The sequence below is a fragment of the Plantactinospora sp. CNZ321 genome (assembly GCF_004217235.1).
Window position 1 is genome coordinate 3,587,916 of record NZ_SHKQ01000001.1, and the last position, 24,080, is coordinate 3,611,995.

The 24,080-nt window shown below is 72.7% G+C and carries 28 protein-coding genes; 16 read left to right on the plus strand and 12 right to left on the minus strand.

What is annotated here, in order from left to right; translation table 11 throughout:
• Positions 1 to 120 precede the first annotated feature (120 nt).
• Entirely contained in the window at positions 121 to 1,680 is a 1,560-nt protein-coding gene (locus tag EV371_RS15755) for a glycosyltransferase family 39 protein (RefSeq protein WP_130462700.1), read from the plus strand.
• A gap of 403 nt (positions 1,681 to 2,083) precedes the next feature.
• Positions 2,084 to 2,545, plus strand: a complete 462-nt coding sequence (locus EV371_RS15760) for a hypothetical protein (protein ID WP_486484633.1) — start codon at positions 2,084 to 2,086, stop codon at positions 2,543 to 2,545.
• A gap of 76 nt (positions 2,546 to 2,621) precedes the next feature.
• On the opposite strand, the gene EV371_RS15765 is transcribed toward EV371_RS15760, so the two are convergent.
• Genes EV371_RS15765 through EV371_RS15775 form a run of 3 tightly spaced genes read right to left on the minus strand, consistent with a single transcriptional unit; the run spans position 2,622 to position 4,248 of the window.
• Complete coding sequence (locus tag EV371_RS15765; protein ID WP_130462701.1) at positions 2,622 to 3,596, minus strand: NAD(P)-dependent alcohol dehydrogenase; 975 nt, start codon at positions 3,594 to 3,596, stop codon at positions 2,622 to 2,624.
• Positions 3,593 to 3,826 (minus strand): helix-turn-helix domain-containing protein, encoded by a 234-nt coding sequence (locus EV371_RS15770; RefSeq protein WP_130462702.1) that lies wholly within the window; start codon positions 3,824 to 3,826, stop codon positions 3,593 to 3,595. Before EV371_RS15770 ends, EV371_RS15765 begins: the two co-directional genes overlap by 4 nt.
• Positions 3,827 to 3,828: 2 nt before the next feature.
• A complete protein-coding gene (locus tag EV371_RS15775; RefSeq protein WP_130462703.1) occupies positions 3,829 to 4,248 on the minus strand; it encodes a hypothetical protein in 420 nt (139 codons plus the stop codon).
• 432 nt (positions 4,249 to 4,680) lie between these two features.
• Between EV371_RS15775 and EV371_RS15780 the strand changes: the two genes are divergently transcribed.
• Entirely contained in the window at positions 4,681 to 5,850 is a 1,170-nt protein-coding gene (locus EV371_RS15780; protein WP_486484634.1) for a hypothetical protein, read from the plus strand.
• Positions 5,851 to 5,933: 83 nt separating this feature from the next.
• Here the strand turns inward: EV371_RS15780 and EV371_RS15785 are convergent, their stop codons facing one another.
• Positions 5,934 to 6,551 carry a GNAT family N-acetyltransferase gene (locus EV371_RS15785; RefSeq protein ID WP_130462704.1) on the minus strand — a complete coding sequence of 206 codons (618 nt, stop codon included), beginning with the start codon at positions 6,549 to 6,551 and terminating at the stop codon, positions 5,934 to 5,936.
• 129 nt (positions 6,552 to 6,680) lie between these two features.
• Positions 6,681 to 7,442, minus strand: a complete 762-nt coding sequence (locus EV371_RS15790) for an FkbM family methyltransferase (RefSeq protein ID WP_130462705.1) — start codon at positions 7,440 to 7,442, stop codon at positions 6,681 to 6,683.
• Positions 7,443 to 7,651: 209 nt separating this feature from the next.
• On the opposite strand from EV371_RS15790, the gene nhaA reads away from it, so the two are divergent.
• Positions 7,652 to 8,965 carry a Na+/H+ antiporter NhaA gene (gene nhaA, locus EV371_RS15795; protein WP_130462706.1) on the plus strand — a complete coding sequence of 438 codons (1,314 nt, stop codon included), beginning with the start codon at positions 7,652 to 7,654 and terminating at the stop codon, positions 8,963 to 8,965.
• Positions 8,966 to 8,982: 17 nt separating this feature from the next.
• Here nhaA and EV371_RS15800 read toward each other — a convergent pair whose 3' ends face one another.
• From EV371_RS15800 to EV371_RS15810, 3 genes are all read right to left on the minus strand, one after another.
• Positions 8,983 to 9,999, minus strand: a complete 1,017-nt coding sequence (locus EV371_RS15800) for a nucleotidyl transferase AbiEii/AbiGii toxin family protein (protein ID WP_207230508.1) — start codon at positions 9,997 to 9,999, stop codon at positions 8,983 to 8,985.
• Between the two features lie 126 nt (positions 10,000 to 10,125).
• Positions 10,126 to 10,515 (minus strand): DUF4180 domain-containing protein, encoded by a 390-nt coding sequence (locus EV371_RS15805; protein WP_130462707.1) that lies wholly within the window; start codon positions 10,513 to 10,515, stop codon positions 10,126 to 10,128.
• Entirely contained in the window at positions 10,508 to 10,963 is a 456-nt protein-coding gene (locus EV371_RS15810; protein ID WP_486484635.1) for a helix-turn-helix domain-containing protein, read from the minus strand. Before EV371_RS15810 ends, EV371_RS15805 begins: the two co-directional genes overlap by 8 nt.
• A gap of 153 nt (positions 10,964 to 11,116) precedes the next feature.
• Between EV371_RS15810 and EV371_RS15815 the strand changes: the two genes are divergently transcribed.
• The 3 genes from EV371_RS15815 to EV371_RS15825 all read left to right on the plus strand — a co-directional run bounded on the left by EV371_RS15815 (position 11,117) and on the right by EV371_RS15825 (position 12,492).
• Positions 11,117 to 11,464: a metalloregulator ArsR/SmtB family transcription factor gene (locus EV371_RS15815; protein WP_130462708.1), complete on the plus strand. Its 348-nt coding sequence runs from the start codon at positions 11,117 to 11,119 to the stop codon at positions 11,462 to 11,464.
• Positions 11,461 to 11,955, plus strand: coding sequence for an SRPBCC family protein (locus EV371_RS15820; RefSeq protein ID WP_130462709.1), 495 nt, complete (start codon positions 11,461 to 11,463; stop codon positions 11,953 to 11,955). The genes EV371_RS15815 and EV371_RS15820 overlap by 4 nt, the downstream gene beginning before the upstream one ends.
• A 126-nt stretch (positions 11,956 to 12,081) precedes the next feature.
• Positions 12,082 to 12,492 carry a VOC family protein gene (locus tag EV371_RS15825; RefSeq protein WP_130462710.1) on the plus strand — a complete coding sequence of 137 codons (411 nt, stop codon included), beginning with the start codon at positions 12,082 to 12,084 and terminating at the stop codon, positions 12,490 to 12,492.
• A 49-nt stretch (positions 12,493 to 12,541) separates the two neighbouring features.
• Here EV371_RS15825 and EV371_RS15830 read toward each other — a convergent pair whose 3' ends face one another.
• On the minus strand, positions 12,542 to 14,644 hold the full coding sequence (locus tag EV371_RS15830; protein WP_130462711.1) for a tetratricopeptide repeat protein: 2,103 nt from the start codon (positions 14,642 to 14,644) through the stop codon (positions 12,542 to 12,544).
• Between the two features lie 105 nt (positions 14,645 to 14,749).
• Between EV371_RS15830 and EV371_RS15835 the strand changes: the two genes are divergently transcribed.
• From EV371_RS15835 to EV371_RS15855, 5 genes are all read left to right on the plus strand, one after another.
• Positions 14,750 to 15,322, plus strand: a complete 573-nt coding sequence (locus tag EV371_RS15835; RefSeq protein WP_130462712.1) for a sigma-70 family RNA polymerase sigma factor — start codon at positions 14,750 to 14,752, stop codon at positions 15,320 to 15,322.
• Positions 15,319 to 16,224 carry a zf-HC2 domain-containing protein gene (locus tag EV371_RS15840; RefSeq protein ID WP_130462713.1) on the plus strand — a complete coding sequence of 302 codons (906 nt, stop codon included), beginning with the start codon at positions 15,319 to 15,321 and terminating at the stop codon, positions 16,222 to 16,224. The genes EV371_RS15835 and EV371_RS15840 overlap by 4 nt, the downstream gene beginning before the upstream one ends.
• A gap of 76 nt (positions 16,225 to 16,300) precedes the next feature.
• Positions 16,301 to 17,026, plus strand: coding sequence for a hypothetical protein (locus EV371_RS15845; RefSeq protein WP_130462714.1), 726 nt, complete (start codon positions 16,301 to 16,303; stop codon positions 17,024 to 17,026).
• Positions 17,023 to 17,823 carry a hypothetical protein gene (locus EV371_RS15850; protein WP_130462715.1) on the plus strand — a complete coding sequence of 267 codons (801 nt, stop codon included), beginning with the start codon at positions 17,023 to 17,025 and terminating at the stop codon, positions 17,821 to 17,823. Before EV371_RS15845 ends, EV371_RS15850 begins: the two co-directional genes overlap by 4 nt.
• Positions 17,824 to 17,854: 31 nt before the next feature.
• Entirely contained in the window at positions 17,855 to 18,754 is a 900-nt protein-coding gene (locus tag EV371_RS15855) for an ATP-binding cassette domain-containing protein (protein ID WP_130462716.1), read from the plus strand.
• A 444-nt stretch (positions 18,755 to 19,198) separates the two neighbouring features.
• On the opposite strand, the gene EV371_RS15860 is transcribed toward EV371_RS15855, so the two are convergent.
• Entirely contained in the window at positions 19,199 to 19,714 is a 516-nt protein-coding gene (locus EV371_RS15860) for an NUDIX domain-containing protein (protein WP_130462717.1), read from the minus strand.
• The gene (locus EV371_RS15865) at positions 19,711 to 20,817 is read right to left on the minus strand and encodes an NsdA family TPR-like regulatory protein (RefSeq protein ID WP_130462718.1); all 1,107 of its coding nucleotides are present in this window, start codon (positions 20,815 to 20,817) and stop codon (positions 19,711 to 19,713) included. The genes EV371_RS15860 and EV371_RS15865 overlap by 4 nt, the downstream gene beginning before the upstream one ends.
• A 613-nt stretch (positions 20,818 to 21,430) precedes the next feature.
• Between EV371_RS15865 and EV371_RS33415 the strand changes: the two genes are divergently transcribed.
• Genes EV371_RS33415 through EV371_RS15880 form a run of 3 tightly spaced genes read left to right on the plus strand, consistent with a single transcriptional unit; the run spans position 21,431 to position 22,370 of the window.
• Positions 21,431 to 21,685, plus strand: a complete 255-nt coding sequence (locus EV371_RS33415) for a DivIVA domain-containing protein (RefSeq protein ID WP_165436709.1) — start codon at positions 21,431 to 21,433, stop codon at positions 21,683 to 21,685.
• Positions 21,682 to 21,942, plus strand: a complete 261-nt coding sequence (locus EV371_RS15875; RefSeq protein ID WP_130462720.1) for a hypothetical protein — start codon at positions 21,682 to 21,684, stop codon at positions 21,940 to 21,942. The genes EV371_RS33415 and EV371_RS15875 overlap by 4 nt, the downstream gene beginning before the upstream one ends.
• Entirely contained in the window at positions 21,942 to 22,370 is a 429-nt protein-coding gene (locus tag EV371_RS15880; protein WP_349337566.1) for an Imm1 family immunity protein, read from the plus strand. Before EV371_RS15875 ends, EV371_RS15880 begins: the two co-directional genes overlap by 1 nt.
• A gap of 19 nt (positions 22,371 to 22,389) precedes the next feature.
• Here the strand turns inward: EV371_RS15880 and EV371_RS15885 are convergent, their stop codons facing one another.
• The gene (locus tag EV371_RS15885; RefSeq protein WP_130462722.1) at positions 22,390 to 23,400 is read right to left on the minus strand and encodes a hypothetical protein; all 1,011 of its coding nucleotides are present in this window, start codon (positions 23,398 to 23,400) and stop codon (positions 22,390 to 22,392) included.
• 226 nt (positions 23,401 to 23,626) lie between these two features.
• On the opposite strand from EV371_RS15885, the gene EV371_RS15890 reads away from it, so the two are divergent.
• Positions 23,627 to 24,049, plus strand: a complete 423-nt coding sequence (locus EV371_RS15890) for a hypothetical protein (protein WP_130462723.1) — start codon at positions 23,627 to 23,629, stop codon at positions 24,047 to 24,049.
• Positions 24,050 to 24,080 lie beyond the last annotated feature (31 nt).

A 24,080-nucleotide genomic window follows, 5' to 3' on the forward strand; every position in this document is an offset into this window, starting at 1 on the left:
CGGTCCAGGTCAGAGTGCGTTGACAGTCGATACCTAACCGCTAAGCTCTAACCGTTAGGTATCGGCCGTAGCGGGTCCCAGCCAGGGGGCGCCGGCACACCTTCAGGGGAGGGGCGACCCATGACCGAGCACGCCGTCCGGCTCGCCGGAAGCACCGCGCCGCCGGACGCACCCGCAGGAACCGCGACTGCCGACGGCGGGCGGGTGAGGCTGGCGCCGGTCGCCTGGCGACCGCTCGGCGTCGTCGCCGGGCTGGTCGCCGCGCTCCTGCTGGCCACCAACGGCGGCTACGGCTACCACCGCGACGAGCTCTACTTCCTGATGCTCCGCCCCGACTGGGGCTACCGGGACCAGCCGCCGCTCACCCCGGCGATCGCCCGGCTGGCCGACGCGCTCTCCGGCGGTTCGCTCTGGGGCCTGCGGGTGCCGGCCACCCTCTGCGTGCTGGCGGCGCTGCTGCTGGCCGCCCTGCTCGCCCGGGAACTCGGCGGCGGCGCGCTCGCGCAGACCCTGGCGGCGTTCGGCCTGGGCACCGGGGCGACCACGCTGATCTTCGGACACGTGCTGCTGACCGCCGGCTTCGACCTGGTGGTCTGGCTCGGCATCGTCCTCTGCGCCGCCCGGGCATTGCTACGCGACCAGCCGCGCTGGTGGCTCGCTGCCGGAGCGGTGCTCGGGATCGGTCTCTACAACAAGCTGCTCGTGGCGCTGCTGCTGGTCGGGCTCGGCGCCGGGCTGCTGGCGGTGGGACCGCGCCGGGTCCTGGTCGGTCGCTGGCTCTGGGCGGGCGTCGCGCTCGCCCTGGTGGTCGGCGCGCCCAACCTGATCTACCAGCTCACCCACGAGCTGCCCCAGGCCGAGATGGCCGGCGCGCTCGCCGAGGACCGGGGCGCCGAGTCGCGGAGCACCTTCGTGCCCTTCCAGTTTCTGCTGATCGGGCCACCGCTGGCGGCGGTCTGGATCGCCGGACTGGTCGGGCTGCTGCGTCGCCCGCGGTGGCGACCGGTACGCGCGCTCGCGGTGGCGTACCTGGTGGTCTGCGTGCTGGCGTTGGTCTCCGGCGGGCAGCACTACTACTCGTACGGGCTGCTCGGGGTGCTCTTCGCCGCCGGCTGCGTGGTGCTGGCCGACTGGTTGGGGCGGGGACGACGGCGGCTCCGCACGACCCTGGTCGGCACGGCGTACCTGGTCAACGCGCTGACCAGCGCGGTGGTCGCCCTGCCGCTGCTCCCGGTCGAGGTGCTCGGCGACACGCCGGTGCCCGGGATCAACATCACCGCCGCCGACTCGGTCGGCTGGCCCCGCTACGTCGACCAGGTGGTCCGGGCGTACGACGAACTCCCCTCCACCGACCGGGCCGCGGCGGTCGTGGTGACCGCAAACTACGGCGAGGCCGGCGCGCTCACCCGACTCGGCGCCGACCGGCTGCCGCCAATCTACAGTGGACACAACGAGCTGGGCTACTACGGCCCGCCGCCGGAGTCGGCGACGGTGCTGGTCGGCGTCGGGCTGGGTGAGGTGGGCGAACTCAGCCGCCACTTCGGTGCGTGCCGGCTCGCCGGCCGCCTCGACAACGGAGTCGGGGTCGACAACGAGGAGCAGGGCGTGCCGATCGTGGTGTGCCAGGATCGCCGGCAGACCTGGGCCGAGTTGTGGCCCCGGATCCGGCACTTCGACTGACGTCCCAGGGGGCGCCGTCCGGGCCGTCCCCATCCCGATCGCCACTGTCATGCGCGCCTGAACCGGACGTCCCGGCCGGATCGGGCGACATCGGCGATGGGCGGCCGTCCGATACCTCTTCCGGGCCGGTCCAACCTTCAGCGCCGGTTCAAAAGATCACCGAGGCGACCCAGCCCCGGCCCACCCTCCTTCAGCCTTCCGATCACGTCCGACCGATCCGGTCCGTCGCCCGCATCGTCGTTGCGGCTTCTGGCGCTGCGGTGAGCGCCCACGGGAGATACCTGCCGGTCGGCGGCATGTCTGGCGGGTGGGCGGGAACGGCACACGCACCGGCACGGGGCACACCGGCAGGGGGCACCCGGGCCGGCCCGGCGGGACGAACCGGCAGCGAGGGTGGTGGGGAATGAGCGCGAAGAGACGACCGGTGGAGCAGGACCCGGGCGGTCAGATCCAGCCGGACGACGCGGACGGCGCACAGGCGGCCCTGGACGGGCCGGATCGTGGCCCGGAATCGGTGCGGCCGTGGGGCACCACCGGCGGCACGGCGGACCGGGACGCTCCGTGGGGCGCGGCCGAGGACTCGCCGATGGACGAGGGGAGTGAGGAAACCGGCCTGCCGCCCGCCCGTCGCGGCGAACGGCGGGCCGACGCGCAGCCGCCCCGACCGTGGCCGCAGGACGCCGGCAGACACGGGTTCGGCACGGTCGAGCCGACCCGTGCCCCGGAGGCGGGGCCCGGGGGTGCCCCGGACCCCGCGCCGAGGCGCCGGTTATTCCCCGACGACACCGCGCTCGACGATCTTCGCAACAACCCGTTGTGGGAGGAGACCGGCATGCACTCCGAAGGCGTCAGCCGGCACGAGTAGCTACCGCCGCCCACCTGCGTCACCGGTATCCGGAGCATCGCCGTGCACCTCGGTGGCCCGGGTCAGCCGGTTCGGGTCAGCCGGCTTCGCCGACGGTGAGGATGATGTTGCCGTACTTGCCACGGTCCAGGTGGCGGTGCGCCTGCGCGATCCGCTCCAGTGGGTAGCGCTCCGCGATGACCGGCCGGAGCGTGCCCGCCTCCGCCAACTCCCGGACGAGCAGCAGGTCGCGGGCCTTGTCCGCGGCCTTGCGCAGCCCGGTGAACGCGACGACCGCCTTCTTCCCGCCGAACGCCGCCGTCCACGGCATCTGGACCAGCAGGCCCGGCGACGGCACCGGGCTGAGATAGCGGCCGGCCGGGTTGAGCACCCGGCGGCAGCGCCCGAACGAACTGGTGCCGGCCACGTCGAAGACGACGTCGTACGTCTGCCCGGTGCGGGTGAAGTCCTCCCGGGTGTAGTCGAGGACTTCGTCGGCGCCGAGGTCGCGTACCAGGTCGAGGTGGGGGGTGCTGCACACCCCGGTGACCCGGGCGCCGAAGTGCCTGCCGAGTTGCACGGCCGCGCTTCCGACAGCTCCGGAGGCGCCGTTGACCAGGAGGGTGTGGCCGGGGCGCAGTCCGGCCCGGTCGCGCAGGAACGCCAGCGCGGTCCCGTCGATCAGGGCGACCGCCTCGGCGAAGTCGAGGTTGGCCGGCTTGGGCCCGAGGGCGCCGTCCTGACGGACGCGGACGTACTCGGCGTGCGCGCCGAAGTCCGGCCCGGTGATCCCGGCGACCTCCTCACCGACCCGAAACCGGGTCACGCCCGCCCCGACCGCCTCGACCACACCGGCGAACTCGGAGCCGAGCACCGTCCACCTCGGTCGCCGGAGCCCGAAGAAGAGTCGGGCGTAGCCCGGCGAGCCGCGCCGGGCGGTGCCGTCGGTCACGCCGACCGTGGCGGCGCAGACCCGGACGATCACGTCCTGGTCGCCGGGAACGGGTGTCGGGACCTCCTCGACCCGGACGACGTCCGGAGGACCGTACCTCCGGTACACGGCTGCTTTCATCGCTGCTCACCTTCGGGGTCGGGGTACTGGAAAACGTCGTCGAGCGGTACCGCGAAGACGCGGGCGATCTGGAACGCCATCTCCAGCGAGGGTGAGTAGCGGCCCTGCTCGATCGCGATGATGGTCTGGCGGGTCACCCCGATCCGCTCGGCGAGCTGGGCCTGCGTCATCTCGCCGGCGGCGAACCGCAGAGCGCGGATCGAGTTGGTGACCCTGGTCGGCTTGACCACGGCTACATGCCCCTGCGGTAGGCGCGGAGCTTGACCACCGAGGTGACCACGGAGGCGGCGACGAAGCCGAGGTAGAGCACGTTGGCGATCCAGAAGTGCTCGGCCTCGAACAGTGCCAGGCCGAGCGCCACGAGAGCGGCGGTCATCAGCAGCCGCTGCCCGACGCGGTCACCGAGCCAATGAATCTCCCTGTCCCGGACGTCGCCGGAGTGGCTGTCACTTGGCCGGGCGATCTCGACCGCGATGCGGGCCACGATCGACGCCAGGATCGAGACGCCGATCGCCAACAGCAGGGCCGGCACGTAGCTGACTCCGGACACGGGTGTGCCGACCAGCCGGCCGAGCACGGTCCCGAGATAGCCGAGGTAGACGGTTACCCCGACCACCAGAGCGACCCAGGTGCCCTTCTCCTCGTACGACATGGCGCCGCCTACGGTAGGTAAAGAATGTTTGACATCCGGAAGCGTAAAGAACTGCGGACATCATGTCAAGTTTTCTAGACATCGCGGTGCGGCGGGGGTTGGGGCCAGGGAGCAACGGCGAGGGCAGGAAGGGAGCGGGGACCGCCCCTGGTCGTGCCAGCCGGCGACTTTGGTTCATGTGGATTCGCCCAAGGGCCGTTTCGGCAGCGGCGCCCAACCGCGACCGTGGACGGCATGGGAAAGACACCGCCCGGCCAGCCCGAGACGGGTCGGTGACGGGCCGCCGGACGCGGCGGCAGGCCCGGCCCGAGAAGTGCGGAAGACCCGAGACCAGCGAAGGTGCGGAGCCCGGTGCCAAAGAACTGCGGAGCCCGAGACCCGGGAAAGTGCGGTGCCCGAGCGGCAGGGAAGGCGAGCGTCGAGGATCCGCTGATGCCTGACGACCAGGGCGGTCCCGCCGGTGTCCCGGCGACACTCGCCGGCCCGGCGATCGTACCCGGTAGCGCTCGGGTCGAGCCCGCGAAGCTGTCCCGGTGGCGCCGGGTCGGGCCGGTCGTCGCCCTCTGGCTGCTCGCACCCTGGGCCGCGGAGTGCGCGTGGGGCGGCTTCACCGTCGAGGACTACCCGCTGGTGCTGATCTTCCTGGGGCCACTTTACGGCTCGGCCGTCCTGCTCATCCGGGAGACCGCCCGGCGTACCGGTGGTGGTTGGCCGGCGATCGTCCTGCTCGGCGCGGCGTTCGGGATGATCCAGGCCGGGCTGGTCGATCAGTCGCTGTTCAACGACGCCTTCCTGGACGACACCGAGTTCGCCGAGGCAGCCGCCGCCACGAGGGCGACGACGGTTCCGGGGCTCGGATTCAGCGCCCAGAACGCGCTCGGGTACATCGGTGGCCACATAGTACTGAGCGTCTGCGTTCCGATCGTGATCGTCGAATCGTTCGTCCGTCCGGTCCGGCGTGCCGAGCCGTGGCTGGGTCGGTTCGGTCTACTGCTGGCCGTCGCCCTCTACCTGCTCGGCAGCCTGTTGGACTTCTCCGACGACGGCGGCCGAAAGGGCTTCCTGGCCAGCCCGCTCCAGTTGTCGTTCGCGGCGTTGACGGCGCTCGCCCTGGTGGGCGCCGCGCTGCTGCCCAGGTGGCGGCGCGGACGGCGGCCGGGCGGGGCCGGTGCTCCCCCGCGACCGGTCGCCCCCGCCCTGGTCGGCGTCGCGGGGAGCGTCGACGCCCGCTCCGGCGCGCCTGCCGATGCGACCAGCGGCCGAGCGCCGCATCCGCTCTGGGCGGGGCTGGTGGTGTGCGGCGCCCGGCTCGCCGTCGACCTGGTGCCGAACTGGCTCGGGGTCGCGATCGGGGCGCTGGTCAGTGCCCTCGCCGCCGTGCTGGTGGTGCGCTGGTCCCGGCGTACCGGCTGGGGACAGCGGCACGTGCTGGCAGCCTGGGGGGCCGGGCTGGTGGTGGCGGCGGTCGGGGCGTACCTGGCGCCGAGTTACACCGGCGCGTCACCGACTCAGGCGCTGGTTGCCGACCTGACGGTCACCGTGCTCACGTTGGCGCTGCTCGGCGGGGCATTCGGGCGGCTGCGCGCGGAACGGTCCGGCTGATCGGCGTCGGGGGTCCGCGCGCCGACCACCACCGCCGCATGGCGGCGGCGACCCCGCGCGGTCCCCGGCTTCACGGGTACGTTTCAGCGGGGTAGCGGCCGGTTGGTGTAGACCGTGATGCCCTCACCGGTGCCGTGGCGGATCCAGCCCACGGCGTCGTAGAAGGCGGTGGTGCCGGGGACCTGCGGGACGGTCAGCAGCCACGCCGGCCGGTCACAGGCCACCGTTGCCAGCAGCCGTCGGCCGAGCCCGCCCCGTCGGGCCGCCGGATGTACGGCCAGCTCCGCGACCTCCAGCCAGCCGGAGAGTGTCTCGACGGCCGGTCCGAGCAGGCGGCGTACCTGCCCGTAGGCGCGGTCGACGGGGAACGGGGCCGGGGTGGTCAGCCCGAGCGCGAAGCCGGGGACCGATCCGTCGTGGCGGCCACCGGATCCGGCGGTCCGGACCTCGTCGGCCGGGACGCCGTCGGCCAGGACGGCGACGAAGCCCGGCGCCCCGGCCCAGCCGGTCAGCAGCTCGCCGAATCGGGCGGCCCGTTCGGGAGAGTCGTTCCACGGCGGCGCGCAGAACACCGCCGCGTACGTTTCGACCAGCCGGTCGTGCAGGGCCAGCGCCTCCGGCCCGGTGAGCCGCCGCAACCCGGGTACGCCGGTCCGCCCCGGCCCGGTCCTGGCGTCGGCGCCTCCTCCGGGCGGCCGCACGGCATCTCCTCGGCCGATCAGCTCAGGTGCGGCGTGACGGCGGTCCCGGTCCGAGGCGTCCACGATCCGGCAGCCTACCCGGCACGGCGTCCGGGTAGGACCGGCGCGGGACCGTCTCGCGGGTCTCGCTCAGCGCGGTGTGCGCGGCAGACGGGCGTAGACGTCGCCGGACCGGCCGATCGGGCGGAACCGGTCGAGCAGGCCGGTCAGGTCGGCGGCGTCGAGCCACCGTGCGCTGGCGAACCGCATCGTCTCCACGGGCGAGTAGTTGTAGCGGTACCCGTCGGCCGAGGCGCCGAGCCGGTCCACGATGTCGAGTGCGGTGAGTGCGGCGTCGTGGGCCGACGGAAGGTACTCGAACGACAGTGCGGACACCGGTCGGCTCAGCCCGGCGAGGACCTCCGCCTCGAAGCCCTCGACGTCGATCTTGCAGAACGCCGGTACGCCGTGCGCCGCGATGAGGTCGTCGAGGGTCGTCACCTTCACCTCCACCGCACGATCCCAGCGCACCTGTTGGAAGCTACGGTCCGTCGTCACCGAACGGATCCACTCGGCCGACATCGTCGACACCGTCGGGGTGGCGGTGGAAAGCGCCATCGTCGCCCGGCCCGGACGAGCGCCGAGCGCCGCCGGCACGATCGTGACGCCCGGGTCGCCGCGGAACGCCCAGCGCAGGACGCGCTGGCAGTCCGGCTGCGGCTCGACGGCGACGACCCGTACGCCCAGCCGCCGCCAGATGCGTACCCGGCCACCGACGTGCGCTCCGACGTCGAATCCGATGTCTCCCGGCCGCAGGAACTCTCCGTAGAGACGCGCGGCCCGGCGCTGGGTCGCGGGCCGGCAGTGGTAGAGCAACAGGGACCGGGCGATACCTCTGGCCCGGGTGAACATGTTCTCAACGTAACAGCGGTGCTGGCCGCACGCCGGGCAACGGAGGCGGCGCCCGGGTCCAAACGGGGCGCGGGCGCGGTCCCGAGTGCCTGCCGGGACGCGCCGTCGCGGGGCGATCGGGGCGGTGGCCGTGGAGTCGGTAGGGTGGGAGCCGGTGTGCCGGGAAGTCTGGTCGGCGGTTCTTTCGTCGACCCCACCGGAGGCACCTGATGGGCACACCCGGCAGCCGCGTGCCGAGCCTGTTCGACCGGGGCAGTTGGCCCGAGGCCCGCCGGGTCGGCGACATCCTGCGCACCGAGACCGTCGGCGGGGTTCTGCTGCTGGTCGCCGCCGTACTCGCACTGGTCTGGTCGAACTCGCCATGGTCCGCGGCGTACCGGTCGCTCGCCGAGGTCAGGCTCGGTCCGGCCGCCCTGCACCTGGATCTGTCCCTGGCGACCTGGGCGGCCGACGGCCTGCTGGCGATCTTCTTCTTCGTCGCCGGACTGGAGCTCAAGCGCGAGTTCGTCGCCGGGGACCTGCGGGAACCCCGCCGGGCGATGCTGCCGGTCGCCGCCGCCCTGGGTGGGATGACGGTGCCGGCCCTGATCTACATGGCGTTCAACCTGCGTAGCGGGGGCGGGGCGCTCGCCGGTTGGGCGATCCCGACCGCCACCGACATCGCCTTCGCCCTCGCCGTGCTCGGAGTGATCAACACCCACCTGCCGGTGACGATGCGGACGTTCCTGCTGACCCTCGCCGTCGTCGACGACCTGCTGGCAATCGTGATCATCGCGGTCTTCTACACCAGCGCGCTGCACCTCGGCTGGCTGCTGCTCGCGCTGGTGCCGCTGGCACTGTTCGGGCTGCTCGTCCAGCGACGGGTGCGGTCCTGGTGGCTGCTGCTGCCGCTGGCGGCGGTGGCCTGGGCGCTGGTGCACGCCTCCGGGGTGCACGCCACGGTCGCCGGGGTGGCGCTCGCGTTCACCGTGCCGGTGTCGCGGAGCCGACCCGGGCCCGGCCCGGGGTTGGCCGAACACTTCGAGCACCGATTCCGCCCCCTGTCCGCCGGGTTCGCGGTGCCGGTCTTCGCGTTCTTCGCCGCCGGGGTGTCGGTCGTCGGCGCGGGTGGTCTGGGTGCCGCCCTCGCCGACTCGGTCGCCGTCGGGGTGGTGGTCGGGCTGGTCGTGGGCAAGGCCGTCGGGGTCCTCGGCGCGACCTGGCTGGTGCAGCGGTTCACCCGGGCCCGCCTCGCCGAAGGGCTCGGCTGGTGGGACGTGTTCGGGTTGGCGCTGCTGGCCGGGATCGGTTTCACTGTCTCACTGCTGATCGGCGAACTGGCGTTCGGCCCCGGCAGCGAGCGCGACGACCACACCAAGATCGGCGTACTGTTCGGCTCGATGGTCTCGGCACTGCTGGCCGCGGTCGTACTGCGGGCCCGTAACCGGCACTACCGGCGGCTGCGTGCGATCGAAGAGCGCGACAGCGACGCCGACGGGGTGCCGGACGTCTACGAGGAAGCGGACCGGGCCGCCCGGGAATGACCGCTGGGCGGGGCGGGCTACGGCAGGTCCGGCGCGAGCGCGGCGGCCAGCCGGTCGAGCCAGGGCACCGGATCGGCGCCGGCCGGCGGGTGCCCGGCCGACAGGGCCGACCAGTCGACCGCCCAGCCCCGGACGGCGGCCGGTCGCAGCAGGTCCGGGTCGGGGACCCGGTGCAGCACCGTACGGAGCAGTCGGGGCGGCAGGCGTACGTCGGGGAGTTCGGCGAGCAGCACCGCGTCGTAGAGGTCCTTGCCGTCCGAGACTCCGGTGGTCGCCTGGTCGGTGCCGAGCCACCGGAGTTTCCAGGCCAGTGAGAGCTCCGGCGTCGCCGCCCACACCACCGTCGGCGGGGCGGTCCCGTCCTGCCGGGGCACGGCGAGCAGTCGGGGCGGCTCGGGCAGCCGATCGTCGTACGCGAAATCGAGCTGGACCGTGCCGGAGAGCGCGTCGCCGGCCCGCCAGGGCACGACGAGCCGGCTCCCGCCACCGCCCTCCCCGGCGTCGTCCTGGTATCCGGAACCGTACGCGTAGCCCCAGGTGCTGGCCTCGGTGATCGCGTCCGGGTCGACCCGGAGGTCGGCGGCGACCGCCGGATCGCGCTGCAGCAGCTCGACGACGTCCCGGTGCGGGCTCGGCAGCAGCGCGGTCTCCGCGCCCGACACCCAGTGCAGTCCCTCCGGTGGCAGCCGTGCTGGCAGCCCGCCGGTGTCGAAGTCCTCGAACATCCACGGTTCGTCCCGGGGCACCCCGTGCACCGCCTCGGGCCAGAGCCGGACCGGGCCGAGATGGTCGACGTAGGGGTGCGGATGCAGGTTGTCGAGGGGGACCGGTGCGCCCGGCCGGACCACCCAGTCGAGGTCGCCCGGCTCGCGTGCCCGGTCACCGACCCAGGACCGCATGGTCATGCTGCCGCGCAGCACCAGGGCGTCGCCGCAGGGCGCCGCCGCGACCAGCGCGAGTATGTGGTCGAGCACGGCACGCCGGACCGCCCGCACCTCGGGCAGCCCGGGTCCGCCCCCCGTCGGGCTGTGCACGCCGGGCAGGCTACCGGGCCGGTACGACGGCGCCTGTCCCGTCCCGCCTGCGCCTGTCCCGGGCCGCCTGCGCCTGTCCCGTCCCGCCGGCTGTGTCCCGGGCCGGTCCGGGCGGGTGGCCCCGGGTCAGCCGGGGTGCCGGCCCTGTTCGGTCTGGTCCCGAAGCCGGTGGTCGAGGGCGTCGAGGTCCGGTACGAACCAGACGTGGCCGCCCCTGTTCGACTCCTGCACCAGGGCGCGCAGTGCCGAGCTGGCCGCGAGGTGCGCCGAGATGTCACCGACCACCACCAGCCGCAGCCGGTAGTTGACGAACTTCTGCATCACCTCACCGGCGAAGCGGGTGCCGAGGGAGAAGAAGCTCGGGTCGAACCGGCTCGCCGGCACCGCCACCGCCGTGGCACCGAGGAACGCCGCACCGATCAGGTCCAGCGCGTCCTGCTCGGTGGTGATCGGTGGGCCGGCCGGATCGCAGACCAGTACCGGCGTTCCGGCCCGTTCCTGGATGTCGTCAGGCATCCGGCACCTCCTCGCCGAGCAGCCCGTTGTCGCCGTGCAGTACGGCGTCGAGCAGGTGCAGCAGCTCTGCGGTGGCCGCGGCGTCACCGAGTATCACGATCTTCATGCGGCCTCGTTCCTCGTCGTGGACGGTCTGCACCCGCAGCGGACGTCCGGGGTCGTGGTTGGTGTTCACACCGGCCAGCAGGAGAGTGCCGAGCCGGTCGGCGCCGGACCGGTCGATGCCGTCGACCTGCACGATGCTCGACACCTCCACCGCGGCGGGGGCGCCGGGCCGGCCCGGGGCCGGACTGCCGGTCAGCGCGTCGAGGTCGGCCCGGGCGATCCGGTACTGCTTACCGATCCGTACCGCCCGGAGCCGACCCGAGCGGATGTAGCCGCGCACGGTCCGCACGTGCAGGCCGAGCCGGTCGGCCACCTGCTCGACCGAGTACATTTCGTTACCCATCGGGACCTACTCTACCCACAACGGGGAAGAATAGGGAAGTTTGCTACCAGTCGATCGACCGCGTTCGCTGGCGGGCAGGAACGGGCCTGCTTGACGGCCCCGGCCGGAAAGCGCTATAAACCAGGTGGTTATAGAACCAGGAGGTTACGAAAGGTGAATGCGGAGCTGCTCGACGCGACCTTCGCGGCCCTGGCCGACCCGACCCGGCGGGCCATCCTCGCTCGGCTCGCCACCGGCGAGGCCAGCGTCACCGAGCTGGCGGCGCCGTTCGCGATGAGCCAGCCCGCCGTCTCCAAACACCTCAAGGTGCTGGAACGGGCGGGGCTCGTCACCCGGGGCAGGGACGCGCAACGCCGGCCGTGCCGGTTGGAGGCCAGGCCGCTGAAGGCCGCCCTGGACTGGCTGGAGAACTATCGCGACTACTGGGCGGAGAGCTACCGGCGGCTCGACGGACTGCTCGCCGAACTCCAGGCCGAGGACGGCGAGGGGCGGACCCGGTGACGGGCGGGGACCGGGAGCTGACCGTCACCACCCCGACGGACCGGGAAATCGTGCTGAGCCGGGCCTTCGACGCCCCGGCCGGACTCGTCTTCGACGCGCTCACCCGCCCCGACCTGCTCCGCCGTTGGTTCGGCGCCCGAGGCTGGCAGCTCGTCGACTGCCGGATCGACCTGCGGGTCGGCGGCGCCTGGCGGTTCGTCTCCCGGGGCCCGGGCGACGAGGAGATGGCGCACGGCGGGATCTACCAGGTCATCGAGCCGGCCCGACGGCTGGTCTACACCGAGAGGTACGACAACCAGTCGTACCCGGGCGACACCCTGATCAGCCACCGCCTCGCCGAACGGGCCGGCGTGACCACCCTGACCAGCACGATCCGGTACGCCACCCCGGCGGGTCGGGACCGGGTGCTCCGCTATCCGATGCGGCGTGGCGTGACCGAGGGTTACCACCGGCTCGACGACCTGCTCGCGGAGCTGGTCGACGCCCGCTGACCGCCCAGCCGTCGCGGTGCCCCGACATCGTTCCGGCGCCGGCCGCAGACCGGGGCCAGCAAACACAGAGACCGAATGCAGACCAACGCAGCGACCGATGCAGACCAGCACAGAGAGGCATTCGCCATGAACTGGACCCTGGAAGTGGTGGTGGTCCCCGTCTCCGACGTGGACCGGGCCAAGACCTTCTACGCCGACCAGCTCGGCTTCCACGTCGACCACGACACCCGGGCCGGCGAGGATGTGCGCATCGTCCAGCTGACCCCGCCGGGCTCGGGCTGCTCGATCGTGATCGGCACCGGAGTCGTACCGGACATGCCGCCGCCCGGGTCGCTGCGCGGCCTGCAACTCGTCGTCGCCGACCTGGCCAGGGCGCGCGCCCAGCTCGTCGAGCGGGGTGTCGAGGTCAGCGAGATCCAGGTGCTCGGCGAGAATCCGCGGCCCGTCCCGGAGCCGCTGGACAACGTCGGCTTCGTCTTCTTCAGCGACCCGGACGGCAACGGCTGGGCGGTGCAGCAGATCTCGTCGCGTGGCTAGCCGCCGAGCCAGCCCCGGGTTCTTCTCCGGTCCCTGATCGCGCAGCGGCTCACACCGGACCCTCCGGACCCGGGCCGCCGCCCCGCCGCAGCCGGGAACGGACCAGGTCGGCGTCCGGGTGGTGAAGGTCGTCGAGGATCTCCACCGCCTCCCGCCAACTGCGGCGGGCCTCCGCCAACCCGCCGTCGGAACAGCACGCGTCACCGAGCCGGATCAGCGTGTCGGCGGTGGCGGGGCGGTTGCCGAGCCGGCGGAACAGATCCAGGGCCCGGCGGTAGCAGGCGATCGCCTCGGCGAGCTGCCCGAGGTGCCGGTGGGCGTACCCGAGACTGTTCCAGGTGTGCGCCTCGGCGGGCCGGTCGCCCTGGTCCTGCTGCTCGGCCAGGGCCAGCCGGCAGGAGGTGATGGCCGCCTCGTACTCGCCGAGTTGGGCCCGGCACCACCCCACCGAACTGAGCGCCCGGGCGGGTCCGATCCGGTGTCCCGCCGTCCGGAACAGCTCCAGCGCCTGCTCGGCGTGCCGCAGCGAGTCCCGGTACCGGGACTGCTGCTCCGCGACCAGGGCCAGGTTGTGGTGCACCTGCGCCTGGCCGACCGGATCGTCCAGCTCCGCGAAGAGCGCGAGGGCCTGCCGCAGGTGGGCGTGCCCGTCGTCGTGCCGGCCGAGCCGCAGGTAGGCGATGCCGAGGTAGCGCAGCGCGTACGCCTCGTCGGGTCGGTCACCGAGCCGGCGTACCTCCGCCAGCGCGCTCTCCAGCACGGCCACCAGGTCGGGCCAGTGGCCGTGCTCGTCGAGGAAGGGCGCGAAGGTCCAGGCGAGGGTCCAGGCGTGCGGGAAGTCCGGCTGCGGTCTCCCAGAGAGCAGGGCGAGCAGTACCGGCTGCTCGGTGCCGAACCAGGCACGTGCCTGTGCGGAGTCGTCGAACGTCTCGACGGTCACCCCCGGCTCGACCGGACCGGTGGTGATCTCGTCCCGGTGCGGGTGGGTCAGCCGGGCGGCGGCGTACGCGGTGTGCAGGTAGTGGTCGAAGAGCCGGCGTACCGCCCGCTGCCGCTCCGGCGCGGGCTCCCGGTCGTTCGCCAGTTCGCCCGCGTAGGCCCGGAGCAGGTCGTGGCAGCCGTACCGGCCCGGGGAGCGTTCGACCAGCATGCTCGCCCGGACCAGCTCGGCCAGGGCCGTGTGGGCCTGCGCGATCGGCACCCCGAGCAGGCTGGCCGCGGCGGCGACACCGATCTCCGGCCCGGGATGCAGCCCGAACAGCCGGAACAGGCGGGCCGCTGCCGCCTCCAGCGTCCGGTAGGAGCCGGCGAAGACCGCCCGCACGTCCGTCCCCGCACCGCCGTCGCCGAACCCGTCGAGCCGGCCGTCCGGGCGGCGCAGTTCCCGGGCGAGTGTCCGAAGCGGAAGCCCGGGACGGGCGACGCTCCGGGCGGCCACGAGGGCGAGCGCGAGCGGGAGCCGCGCGCACCGGGCGATGATCTCGTCGACCGAGTCCGGCTCGGCGGACACCCGGTCCGCACCGATCCGGACGGCCAACAGGTGCCGGGCCTCGGTGACCGGCGGCAGGTCGAGGGCGAGCGGCTCGGCACCGACCGCGGCCACCGGGCCGGACAGCCGGTTACGGCTGGTCACGATCACACCGCAGCCGGGGGAGTCGGGCAGCAGGGGCTGGACCTGCGCGGTGTCCGCGGCGTTGTCCAGCAGCACGAGCATCCGCCGGCCGGCGACCAGGCCCCGGTACAGCGCCACCTGCTCGGCCAGCTCCGCCGGCATCCGCTGCGGTGGCACCCCGAGCGCGCCGAGGAAGCCACGGATCGCCTGCTCCGGGCGTGGCGGCGTCGAGTCGGCCGGCTCGACGCCGCGCAGGTCGACGTAGAGCTGGCCGTCGGGGAAGCTGGCGGCACGACGGTGCGCCCACCGCACCGCCAGGGCGGTCTTGCCGACCCCCGCGGTTCCGAAGATCAGCGCGACCGACCGTCCCGGCGGAGGGTCACCGGCCGGCAGCAGGATGGCGTCGAGCCGGTCGAGTTCGGCATTCCGGCCGACGAAGACCGGCAGGTTCGGCGGCAGCTGCGCCGGCACCACCGACTGGGCCGGGGTGTCCGCACGGTGGCCGGCCCGGGTCGGACCGACGATCCGAAAATCCATCATCGTGATCAGATGATCCTCCCAGAGGCGACCGACCCGGCTGTGACGAGCCGCACATTCGCCGCCGATCCGTGAACCCGGGCGGGTCGGCCGGCTACCCAGGACGGGATGGATGACGTCGACCGCGGGCTGCTGCACCGGGTGGCCGCCGGTGACCAGCGGGCCTTCGAGGAGCTGTACGACCGGCACGGCCGGCCGCTGCTGGCGTACGCCGAAGGGCTGCTCGGAGACCGTGGTCGGGCCGAGGAGGCGCTCCAGGACACCCTCCTGGCCACCTGGCGGGGCGCCGGTTCGTTCGAGGGGCGGTCCACGGTGCGTACCTGGCTGTTCGGCATCTGCCGCCGGCAGGCCCTGGGCCGGATGACCGGACACCGCCCGGTCCCGCTGCCGATGGAGGCCGCCGCCGAGGTGCCGACCGGGGAGCCCGGCCCCGAGGCGGTCGCGCTGGCCCGGGCCGACGCCCGGGCGGTGGCCGCCGCGCTGGCCGAGCTGGCACCGGCGTACCGGGAGGTGCTGGACCTGGCGTTCGGGGCCGGACTCGCGCACGCCGAGATCGCCGAGGTGCTCGGCATTCCGCTCGGCACCGTGAAGAGTCGACTGTTCCACGCCCGGGCCGGGCTCGCCCGGGCGCTGCCCGACGCCGCCGCGGTCGGGATCTCCGGACGGGAGGCGGGACGATGACCCACCCGAGCGAGCTGCTGGCGGACTTCGCCGCCGGCACCCTGCCGGACGACCGGGCCGGCCGGGTGGCCCGGCACGTCGCGGAGTGCCCCGGCTGTGCGACCGAACTGACCGCGTGGCGGCGGGTGGCCGACGCCGTCGGTGACCGGGTCGCGGCGGTCGCCGTACCGTCGCCGGGGTTGCTCGCCGGGGTGCTGGCCCGGCTGGCGCCGGCCCGGGCCGCCGCGCCGGGCGTACCCCGGTATGCGGCACCGCTCGGCGGCGCCGCCGCGCGCCGGGCGGTGCGGATCCTGGCCGCCCAGCGACGCCTGGTCGACCGGCGGGTCTGGCTGGTCGCCGCCGTGGTGCTGGCGGTCGGCACCGCCGTCGCCGGCTGGGCGCCGCCGGGAACCTCCGAGCAGGTCCTGGCCGTCGTGGTGCCCCTGGTCGCCGCGCTGGGTGTCGCCGGGGCCTGCGGCGGCGGCGCCGATCCGGCCGGCGAGCTGGTCGCGGCGAGCCCCACCGGGGTACGCGCGGTGCTGCTGGCCCGGCTCACCCTGGTGCTCGGTGCGATCCTCGGCGCCGCCTCGGTCGCCTCGCTCGGCCTGGCCTGGTCCGACGCCGGGGCGCCGCTGGTGCTCTTCGCCGCCTGGCTCGGGCCGATGGCGCTGCTCTCGGCGGTCAGCTTCGCGCTGTCGGTGCTCTGGCGACCGGCGGTCGGGATCGCGGTCGCCATGGTCCTCTGGGTGCTCCGGGTGCTGGCCGGCTCCAGCGCCCTGGACGGCGCGGTGGATCGGCTGGTCGAGCCGCTGTGGCGGACCAGCGGACCGCTGCTGCTGGTCGCGGCGCTGCTGACGACCGGCACCGTCGTACTCCTGCCCTACCTGCCGGCCGGGCTCGGACGCCGCGCCTACGGCCGGTGACCGGCGCCGGAATGTGGCCCGGGTCACCTGGCGTACCGGTGAACCCCGGCGGCCCGGCGCCCCACCCAGTGGTGTGATGGCCCAATATTCCTGGCCCGTTCCCCTGCGTCGGGCCGGCTCCCGCCAGCTGTGGCGGTACGAGGCGCGGCGCGCCGGCTGGGCGGCCGGCGTCGCGCCACCGGCGGCGCTGCTGGGCGCGGTGGCGATGGCCCTGCTCGCCGGCAACGGCGGGGCCGGGCGGCGGCAGATCGGCAACCTGTTGCTCGCCGGCCCGGAAGCCCTGCTGCCACTGGCGGTGGCGATGACCGCGGTGACCATGGTGGCCAGGGACGGCTGCCGGGAGCTGCAACTCGCCCTCCCGACCCGGTACGCCCACACGCTCGGCCGCCGGCTCGGCGTGCTGGCGCTGGCCGCCGCGCTCGCCGCGCTGGTCTACTCGGCCGGACTCGGGCTGTCCGGCTGGTGGACCGGGCCGGACCCGCTCGCCTCGCCGCTGGTCTGGGCGCCGCCGACGATCTGGCTCGCCGCCGTGGCGGTGCTGCTGGCCGTCCTCAGCCGCAGCGTCGTACTGGCCACCAGCGGGATCGCCGGGCTGTGGCTCTGCGAGCAGATCCTCGCCGATGCGCTGGTCGGGCACGACTGGACCCGCCCACTTTTCCTGTTCACCACCTCCCGGGTGGGCACCGGGGAGGGCTGGCTGACGAACCGGCTGGTGCTGACCCTCACCGGGCTGCTGCTCGCCGGAGCGGTCGCGCTGCTGCTGCGCCAGCCCCATCTGCTGTTGTCCGAGGAGGAGGAGTGAGCGGCATGTCGGAACTGCTCGCGGTCGGCCGGTACGAGTTCCGGATGCAGGCCCGCAAGCGGTCGCTGTGGCTGACGATGCTGATCCTGGCGACGGTGATCGCGTTGTTCCAGGGCCCGGCCGGGCCCCGCTACCTGCCGGCGGACGCCACGGCCCCGGAGGTGATGGCCGGCTGGGCGCTGCTGTTCGGCATCGTGCTGCCGCTCGGCTTCGGCATGGTGCTGGCGGACCGGCTGGTCCGGGACCGCCGGCTCGGCACCGCCGCGCTGCTGGAGAGCCTGCCGGTCCGGCCGGGTCTGCTGCTGGCCGGGAAGTACCTCGGCGGGCTCGCCGCCACCGCGCTGCCGGTGCTGCTGCTGATGGTGGTCGCCGGAGGCTACGAGGCGGTGCACCGGGCCGACCCCCTGATGCTCGGCTGGGCGGTACTCGCGTTCGCCGTGGTCATGCTGCCCGGACTGGCCTTCGTCGCCGGCTTCGCCCTGACCTGCCCGCTGGCGATCTCCGCGCCGCTGTTCCGGGTGTTCTTCGTCGGCTACTGGTTCTGGGGCAACATGCTCACCCCGGACCTCATGCCCACGCTGACCGGCACGCTGCTCACCCCGATCGGCGACTATCCGGCCAGCTGGCTCTCGGGCGGGCTGGCGCTCTTCGCCGGCACGCCAGGCTGGCTCTCCTTCCTGCGTCCCGAGCCGGGCGCCGGCAGCGCGCTGCTCAGCATCGCGCTACTCGTCCTGTTCGGCCTGCTGCCGCTGCTGGTCGCGAACACCGTCCTGTCCCGTCGCCGGCACGCCGCCTGACGCGTCCCGCCTGTCGAAAGGTTCACCTCGCATGGACATCCAGACCACCGGCCTGACCCGCCGGTTCGGCAGGGTCACCGCGCTGCACTCGGTCGACCTGGCCATCCCGGGCGGCATGTACGGGCTGCTCGGCGCGAACGGCGCCGGCAAGACCACCCTGATGCGGATCCTGGCCGGGGTGCTGCCGCCCAGTGGCGGGCAGGTACGGGTCGGCGGGCACGACCTGACCACCGGGGCCGGTCGGCTGGCGGTGCAGCGCCGGCTCGGTTACCTGCCGCAGGATCTCGGTTTCTATCCCGACCTGTCTCCCCGGGAGTTCCTGGACTACGTCGGGCTGCTCAAGGGGCTCGACGACACCCGGGCCCGGCGCCGGCAGGTGGACGAGCTGCTGGAGCTGGTGGCGTTGACCGAGGTGGCCGGCCGGCGGATGAAGGGCTTCTCCGGCGGGATGCGGCGACGGGTCGGCATCGCGCAGGCGTTGCTGGGCGACCCTGCCCTGATCGTGGTCGACGAGCCGACCGCCGGGCTGGACCCCGAGGAGCGGGTACGGTTCCGGACCCTGCTGGCCGGGCTGGCCGGGGGCCGTACGGTGCTGCTGAGTACGCACATCGTGGAGGACGTGGCGCAGACCTGCCAGCACGCGGCGGTGATGGCGGGCGGCCGGGTGGTCTACACCGGGATGGTCACCGACCTGGTCCGGATCGGCGAGGGCGCCACCTGGGAGGTGGTGTCGGCCGTCGGGGCACCGCCGCCGTCGGGCGTGGTGGTCTCGGCGATCAGCCGGACCGACGGCACCCACTACCGGGTGGTCAGCCCGACCCGGCCGAGCCCGGACGCTGTGCCGGTGGCACCGTCGCTTGAGGACGGGTACGTCACACTGATGCAGCGTTCTGCCGGGCTGTCATCGACAGGGTTGAAGGCCTCCCACTGATGGAATACCGGCTCGCCTTGGTCTAGGTTGTGGCGTACCGGAGGGGGCAGGAGGAGTGTGAAACGGATCGGACGCCATCTCCTGGCCGCCGTGCTGATCATCGCGCTAGCGGCGGTATCTGTACCCGGCATTCGACAATCGTCGAGATGTTGCCATCGATAACCCGCCGGACCAGATGCGGATTGGTGTGGCCGTCCCCGCGCGCGACACGGGGGCGCGAAGGGTTGTCTACGGCGAGGGGGTACCCGACGCGGTTGTCAAGAACGGGGCTGGGCCAGCCCTGTGGGCGCTCGGATGAGGGCTGGCCGCTTGGCTGCTGGTAGGAAAGCTTTGCCGTCGGTCTCGGCGGTCGAGGCTCGATACGATGATGCCGGGCGGTGACCTGCCCCTTCTTGATACCGCAACGACGAGCTTGGGACATCCATCATCGCATTGGCCGGTCGATCATAGCGTATGCAGATAGCGTGCCGTTCCGTCGGCGACGGCAGCGAGCGCCTGCTCAAGGCGTCTCCAAACGTATGGTCTGAGTATCGTCGCCGCATGTGTCAAAGAGTAGAACCGAAATGCTCTGATCTCCGGATCTGCTGCACGGAGTGGACGGATCTGTCGGGCATCGAGTATGCCGCCGTCGAAGACGAACATGAGGCTGTCATCCCAGGGGCCGTGCGGTGCAACCCAGTCGACCACCAGCATCGGCCCGAGCGAGAGTTCGAGACCCAACTCTTCACGCAGTTCACGCTCAGCGGCCTGGCGCGGCGGTTCGTTGTGTTCGACCATGCCCCCGGGAAGGTCCCAGTCTGGCTTGTAGCTTGGATCCACCAGCAGGACCTCGCCCCGGTCGTTCCGGATGAGGGCATCGGCGCCGACACGCTTGCGGGCCTGCCGGGCGTTGCCTTCGGCGAGGTACTCGTGCCAAGCCGCGCGGTCGCGTTCGTAGAGCGGCGGTTCGTTGCTGGTCATAGTGGTGGATGGGCTGCTGGGGGCTCATGCAGGGCACCGGTTGCCGAGATCCACTCCCGGTCAACCACAGCCTGGTCTACCCGCTCGATCACCTCGGGGACTTCGCCGTATTGCTCCGAGTAGGACCTCAGCAGCAACGCGACATGCTTGAGTTGGTCGACGAGTACGGCGGAGCCGAGACTTGTGGTGTATGCCAGCACCTCGCGGATCAGAGCGCACGCCTCCTCCGGACGGCTCTGGCCGAGAAGCGCGGTAGCCAGCGTGAGTTGGGCGAAGGCTCGACTACGTACCCGACCGGCTTCGCGGCCCGCGAGGGCCTGGTCCACGTGCCTGGCCACCTCGGCAAGGTCGCCTATCCGGAGGAAGCACCAGGCTGCCTCGGCGGCGAGTGACGCCTCGTCGAATGGGCTGAGCCACTGCGAGGAGAAGGCACGTTCGCGCTGGAAAGCCGACTGAGCAGCCGTGATCGCCGCAACCGCCTCGACCGGGCGTCCGCTTGCAGCCAATCCGCAGCCGCGTACCGCATGCAGCCGAGCCTCAAGCGGCCCATGGGGAGGTCCGCTCCAAAGACGTCCTAACCCTGCCTCGGCATGCGCCACCGCATCGCTCGCATTGCCGTGCCGTCGGGCGAAGTGGCTGAGGCTCGCGCAGACTTGGGCAGCCAGTTGGGTATCGCCGCTGACGGCAGCGGCGGCACCGGCCTGGGACAGATGTCGATAAGCCATCCTCCTGGCGCCGCTTTCCATTGCCATCCAGCCGGCCATCTCAGCGAGGCAGGCCACCGGTGCTGCTGCGGAGGGCGTCTCTGGGCTGACACCGGTGGACGGCGGCATGCGCGGATACCGGGCGAGATGGGTTGCGACGGTGGCGTACAGATGGGCGCCGCCGAGCTGTCGATCAGCTTGACGGAGCGCGTACATGAAGGGGAGCGCGATACGGTCAGGTCGGGGCTGCTCTGCCAGCGGCTGCCCAACACTGGGCAGCGCGAACCACAGCATCTCGGCGGGCATGCCGAGGAGGAGCGCCCAGTCGACCAGTCGATCGAGGTCGCGCAACCCTGGCCCGTTCTCCAAGCGGCTGAGCTGGGCTTGCGTCTGGCTCATCCATCCGGCCACGAGATCCTGAGACAGCGGCCGTGGTCCATGGTGGGGATGATGTCGGTACGCCCTGATCACGTGGCCGATATGACGCTCAGCAAAGGCGTCCCGCAATTCTCTGGTCTGCCAGAACTCCGGCGGCAACGATGGCGGCGCGAAGAGGGAGCTGCGGGCATGGCCGCTGCATCGCCCACAGGCTCTCGTGCGGTTGTCTCTCGCCAACCGGGCACCACACCTGGCGCAGGCTGGCGGGGATGTGCGGGACATGTCAGAACTCCCACGAGGTGCCGGTTGAGCATCGGGCAGATGCCGACGAGGTTATCGAACCAATGCGCTTTGCGTATATATCCCGCCAACGTTGCGTCATTCCGAGGAGACGTATTCCCGTACACGATCCACCCACGGCCCGGGGCGGGTGCTGTGGCCAACGGTTTCCGCCATGCCGGCGTGGCGGACTGCCGACCCCGCCCGCCTCGGTGCCGATCCAGTCGACAGGTGCGGACGACGTCGGGAGGGCACGGGTGTGGTGGTGTGCGGGAGCCGCCCGGAGGGCGGGGTGGGGTGGTGGTGCGGTTGCGGCGCCGGTGGGCGTACCCGATCGGGCTGGCGGTGGTCGGCGGTGAGCGCGGTGTATCCGAGGCTGACCTCGACGGAGATCCGGTCGGTCCGGTTCGGGAGGGGGCCGTGGCGACGCGGGTTGGACCCGGACGAGGTGTACCGGTTCCTGGCCCGGTTGGCCGACGAGGTGGACCTGTTGCGGCGCGACGTCCGGGTCGCTCGCGCGGACGCTGACCGGGTCAAGGCGGCGCTGCGGAGTTGGCAGACCCGGAACGCCCGGCTGGCCGACGGCCGGTGGTGGGGTGATCAGCGGTGACGGATCGACCGGTTGGGCGGCCGTCTGCGGCGGCCGAGGTCTCCGACGAGATGGCGGCGCACTTCCGGGAGACGATGTTGATCCACGCCGACGACCCCGACCTCGGGATCTGCGTGCGGTGTGGACGGAGCCGGTGCGACGAGTGGCGGTGGGCCTACGAGCGGCTGGTTCTGGCCGGTCGGCTCGCCGACCTGCCGAGATCCGCCAGGCCGGGCGATGGTGGTGCGTCCTCGGGTGATGCGGGAGCCGCCGGGTGATGATGGCGGTGGTGTGGGGGCAGGGCAGGTGGGAGGCGGTGGGCAGCGTCGCCGAGTTGGACGCCCTGCTGGGTGGCCTGGCGGCGTTGATGCCCGAGCCGCAGGTGGTCGGGATGTATACGCCGAGGTTCCTGGAGCCGGGCTTCCGGCCGGGTACGCCGTCGACCCTGCCGTCGTTGCAGCTCGGACTCGGGCATCCGGTGCGGGGATTCCTCTACTGGACCGGGCCGACCGGCAGTCTGGGCTACGAGCCGGAGTTGCCCCCGTGGCCGGTCGGGGTCGAACGGATCGAGTTCGACTACGGCGGCGAACCGATCGCCTGCGGTCCGAAGCTGGCCTGCGTGACACCGGGCGCCGTCCGCGACGCGGCTTTGGAGTACGCGGTCACCGGCGTTCGCCCGACCCGGGTCCGCTGGCGTGACAGTTAGGGACCAGAGGTTGCCGCGCCTATCCGTGAACTCTCTTACCTCCGCCTCGCGCCGCCGTCCGGTTGCGTCGCCGAACGGCGTCCGCGACGATCAGCAGACCGGGGACGGCCCCGAGTAGCCAGATCGTGGCCGACGGCCAGTGGATCAACCCGCCGACCGCCCCGCGGATCGGCGGCAGCTCCCCGACCGTGTAGGACGCCTGCGGGTCCGAGGCACTGCAGGACAGCGCGTAGGTGCCGGGTTCGGGAACGTCGAACGAGGCGACCCAGGCGTACGACGCGGCGTCCCCGCCGTAGTTCCCGGGTGGAATCGCGACTAGCTCCGCCGACCGACCGGTCAGCCCGGCCCCGGTGACCCGGCAATCGGGATCCTCCGGTGCGAAGCCCACCGCGAAGATCGCGTACCGACCCGACGCCGGCAACGACAGCGTCCCCGGCTCGCCGGCGGAGTCGGCGTACGGTCCCACTCCGCCGTAGGCTGTCGGGTCGAACGACGCGGTGCTGCCCTCGGCGCCCAACCGGATGGTCACCGGTGCGAGGAGAACACCCAGTATCGCGACGGCTGCGCCGATCAGGTAGCCGTGCCGGTCGGAGAGCCGGCCGCGACGCGTGCGGCCCAGCCCGATCGGGTAACCGATCGCCGCGCCGCCGGCCGCCAACGCGATGCCCAGGACCGCCACACCCCACCAGTCGACGGTGCCGGCCAACGGGATGACCCACCGGTAGACGGCCATCGACACGGCCAGAAACGCCGCGCTGAGCAGCGTGGCCACGGCGACGGCCACCAGGAGCCCGGAGCCGCTGCGCTGCCGGCCGGTGCGCCGGGTCCAGCGCGCCGCCACCGTGCCGGCGAGTGCCGGAAGGGCTGCCAGGCTCCACCACAGCGCCGTCGACACCCGCTGGTCCTCTTCCCACCGGTGGGTAGCGTCGAAGAACAGCAGCGGGGCGGGTACGGTCACCGCGATCCACACCGCGAGCCCGATCGGACCGGGAGATGCTCGCTCCAACGCTCGCCAGACCGACGTGCCCATGCACCGATCATGGACGTCGAAACCGCCGCCCGCCACCTCCCGTCGTCGACATCGATGGTCGGAGCTCATTGCTGGCGATGGAGCCGTCTGGGACGATACCGAGGCGTCGAGGCATCGTCATACCACGTCCCGGCCCGATTGGAGCGCGATGGCGAGTGGCAGTTCCTTGCTGGCTGCGGCGTTGACGCTTACGACCCTGGCGGGTTGCGCCGGCACCGAAGCGAGGGTGTGCCCTCTGATCGCCGTCCGACAGGGGATCGGCATCACCGTCGACGAGGCGGTCGCGGAGCGGGTGACCGCCGGGGAGCTGGCAGTGTGCTGGAGCGGCTCCTGCCGAACACACACCGTCGTCCTGGAGCCGAGCACCCGGGTCGTCGACGAGGACTGCACCGGGAGCGGCTCTGACGATGTCTGTGCCGCACATGCCGAGCCCACCGGCGAGAAATCCGGCTTCGTCGACCTCCCCGACATGCCGTCCGACCCGGTCGAGGTGACCGTGCGGCTGACCGATCCGGCGGGCAGCCGGATCGTCAACCAGCGGCTGACGCTCGATCCGACGCTGGTCGACGGTCCCGGCGAGTGCGGCGGGGCCGGGGAGCAGGGCCGGATCGCGGTCGACGCCGAGGGAACGGCACGCGCGGTCCGCTAGAAGCGTTCCGGTGCCGCCGGACGAACTTCAG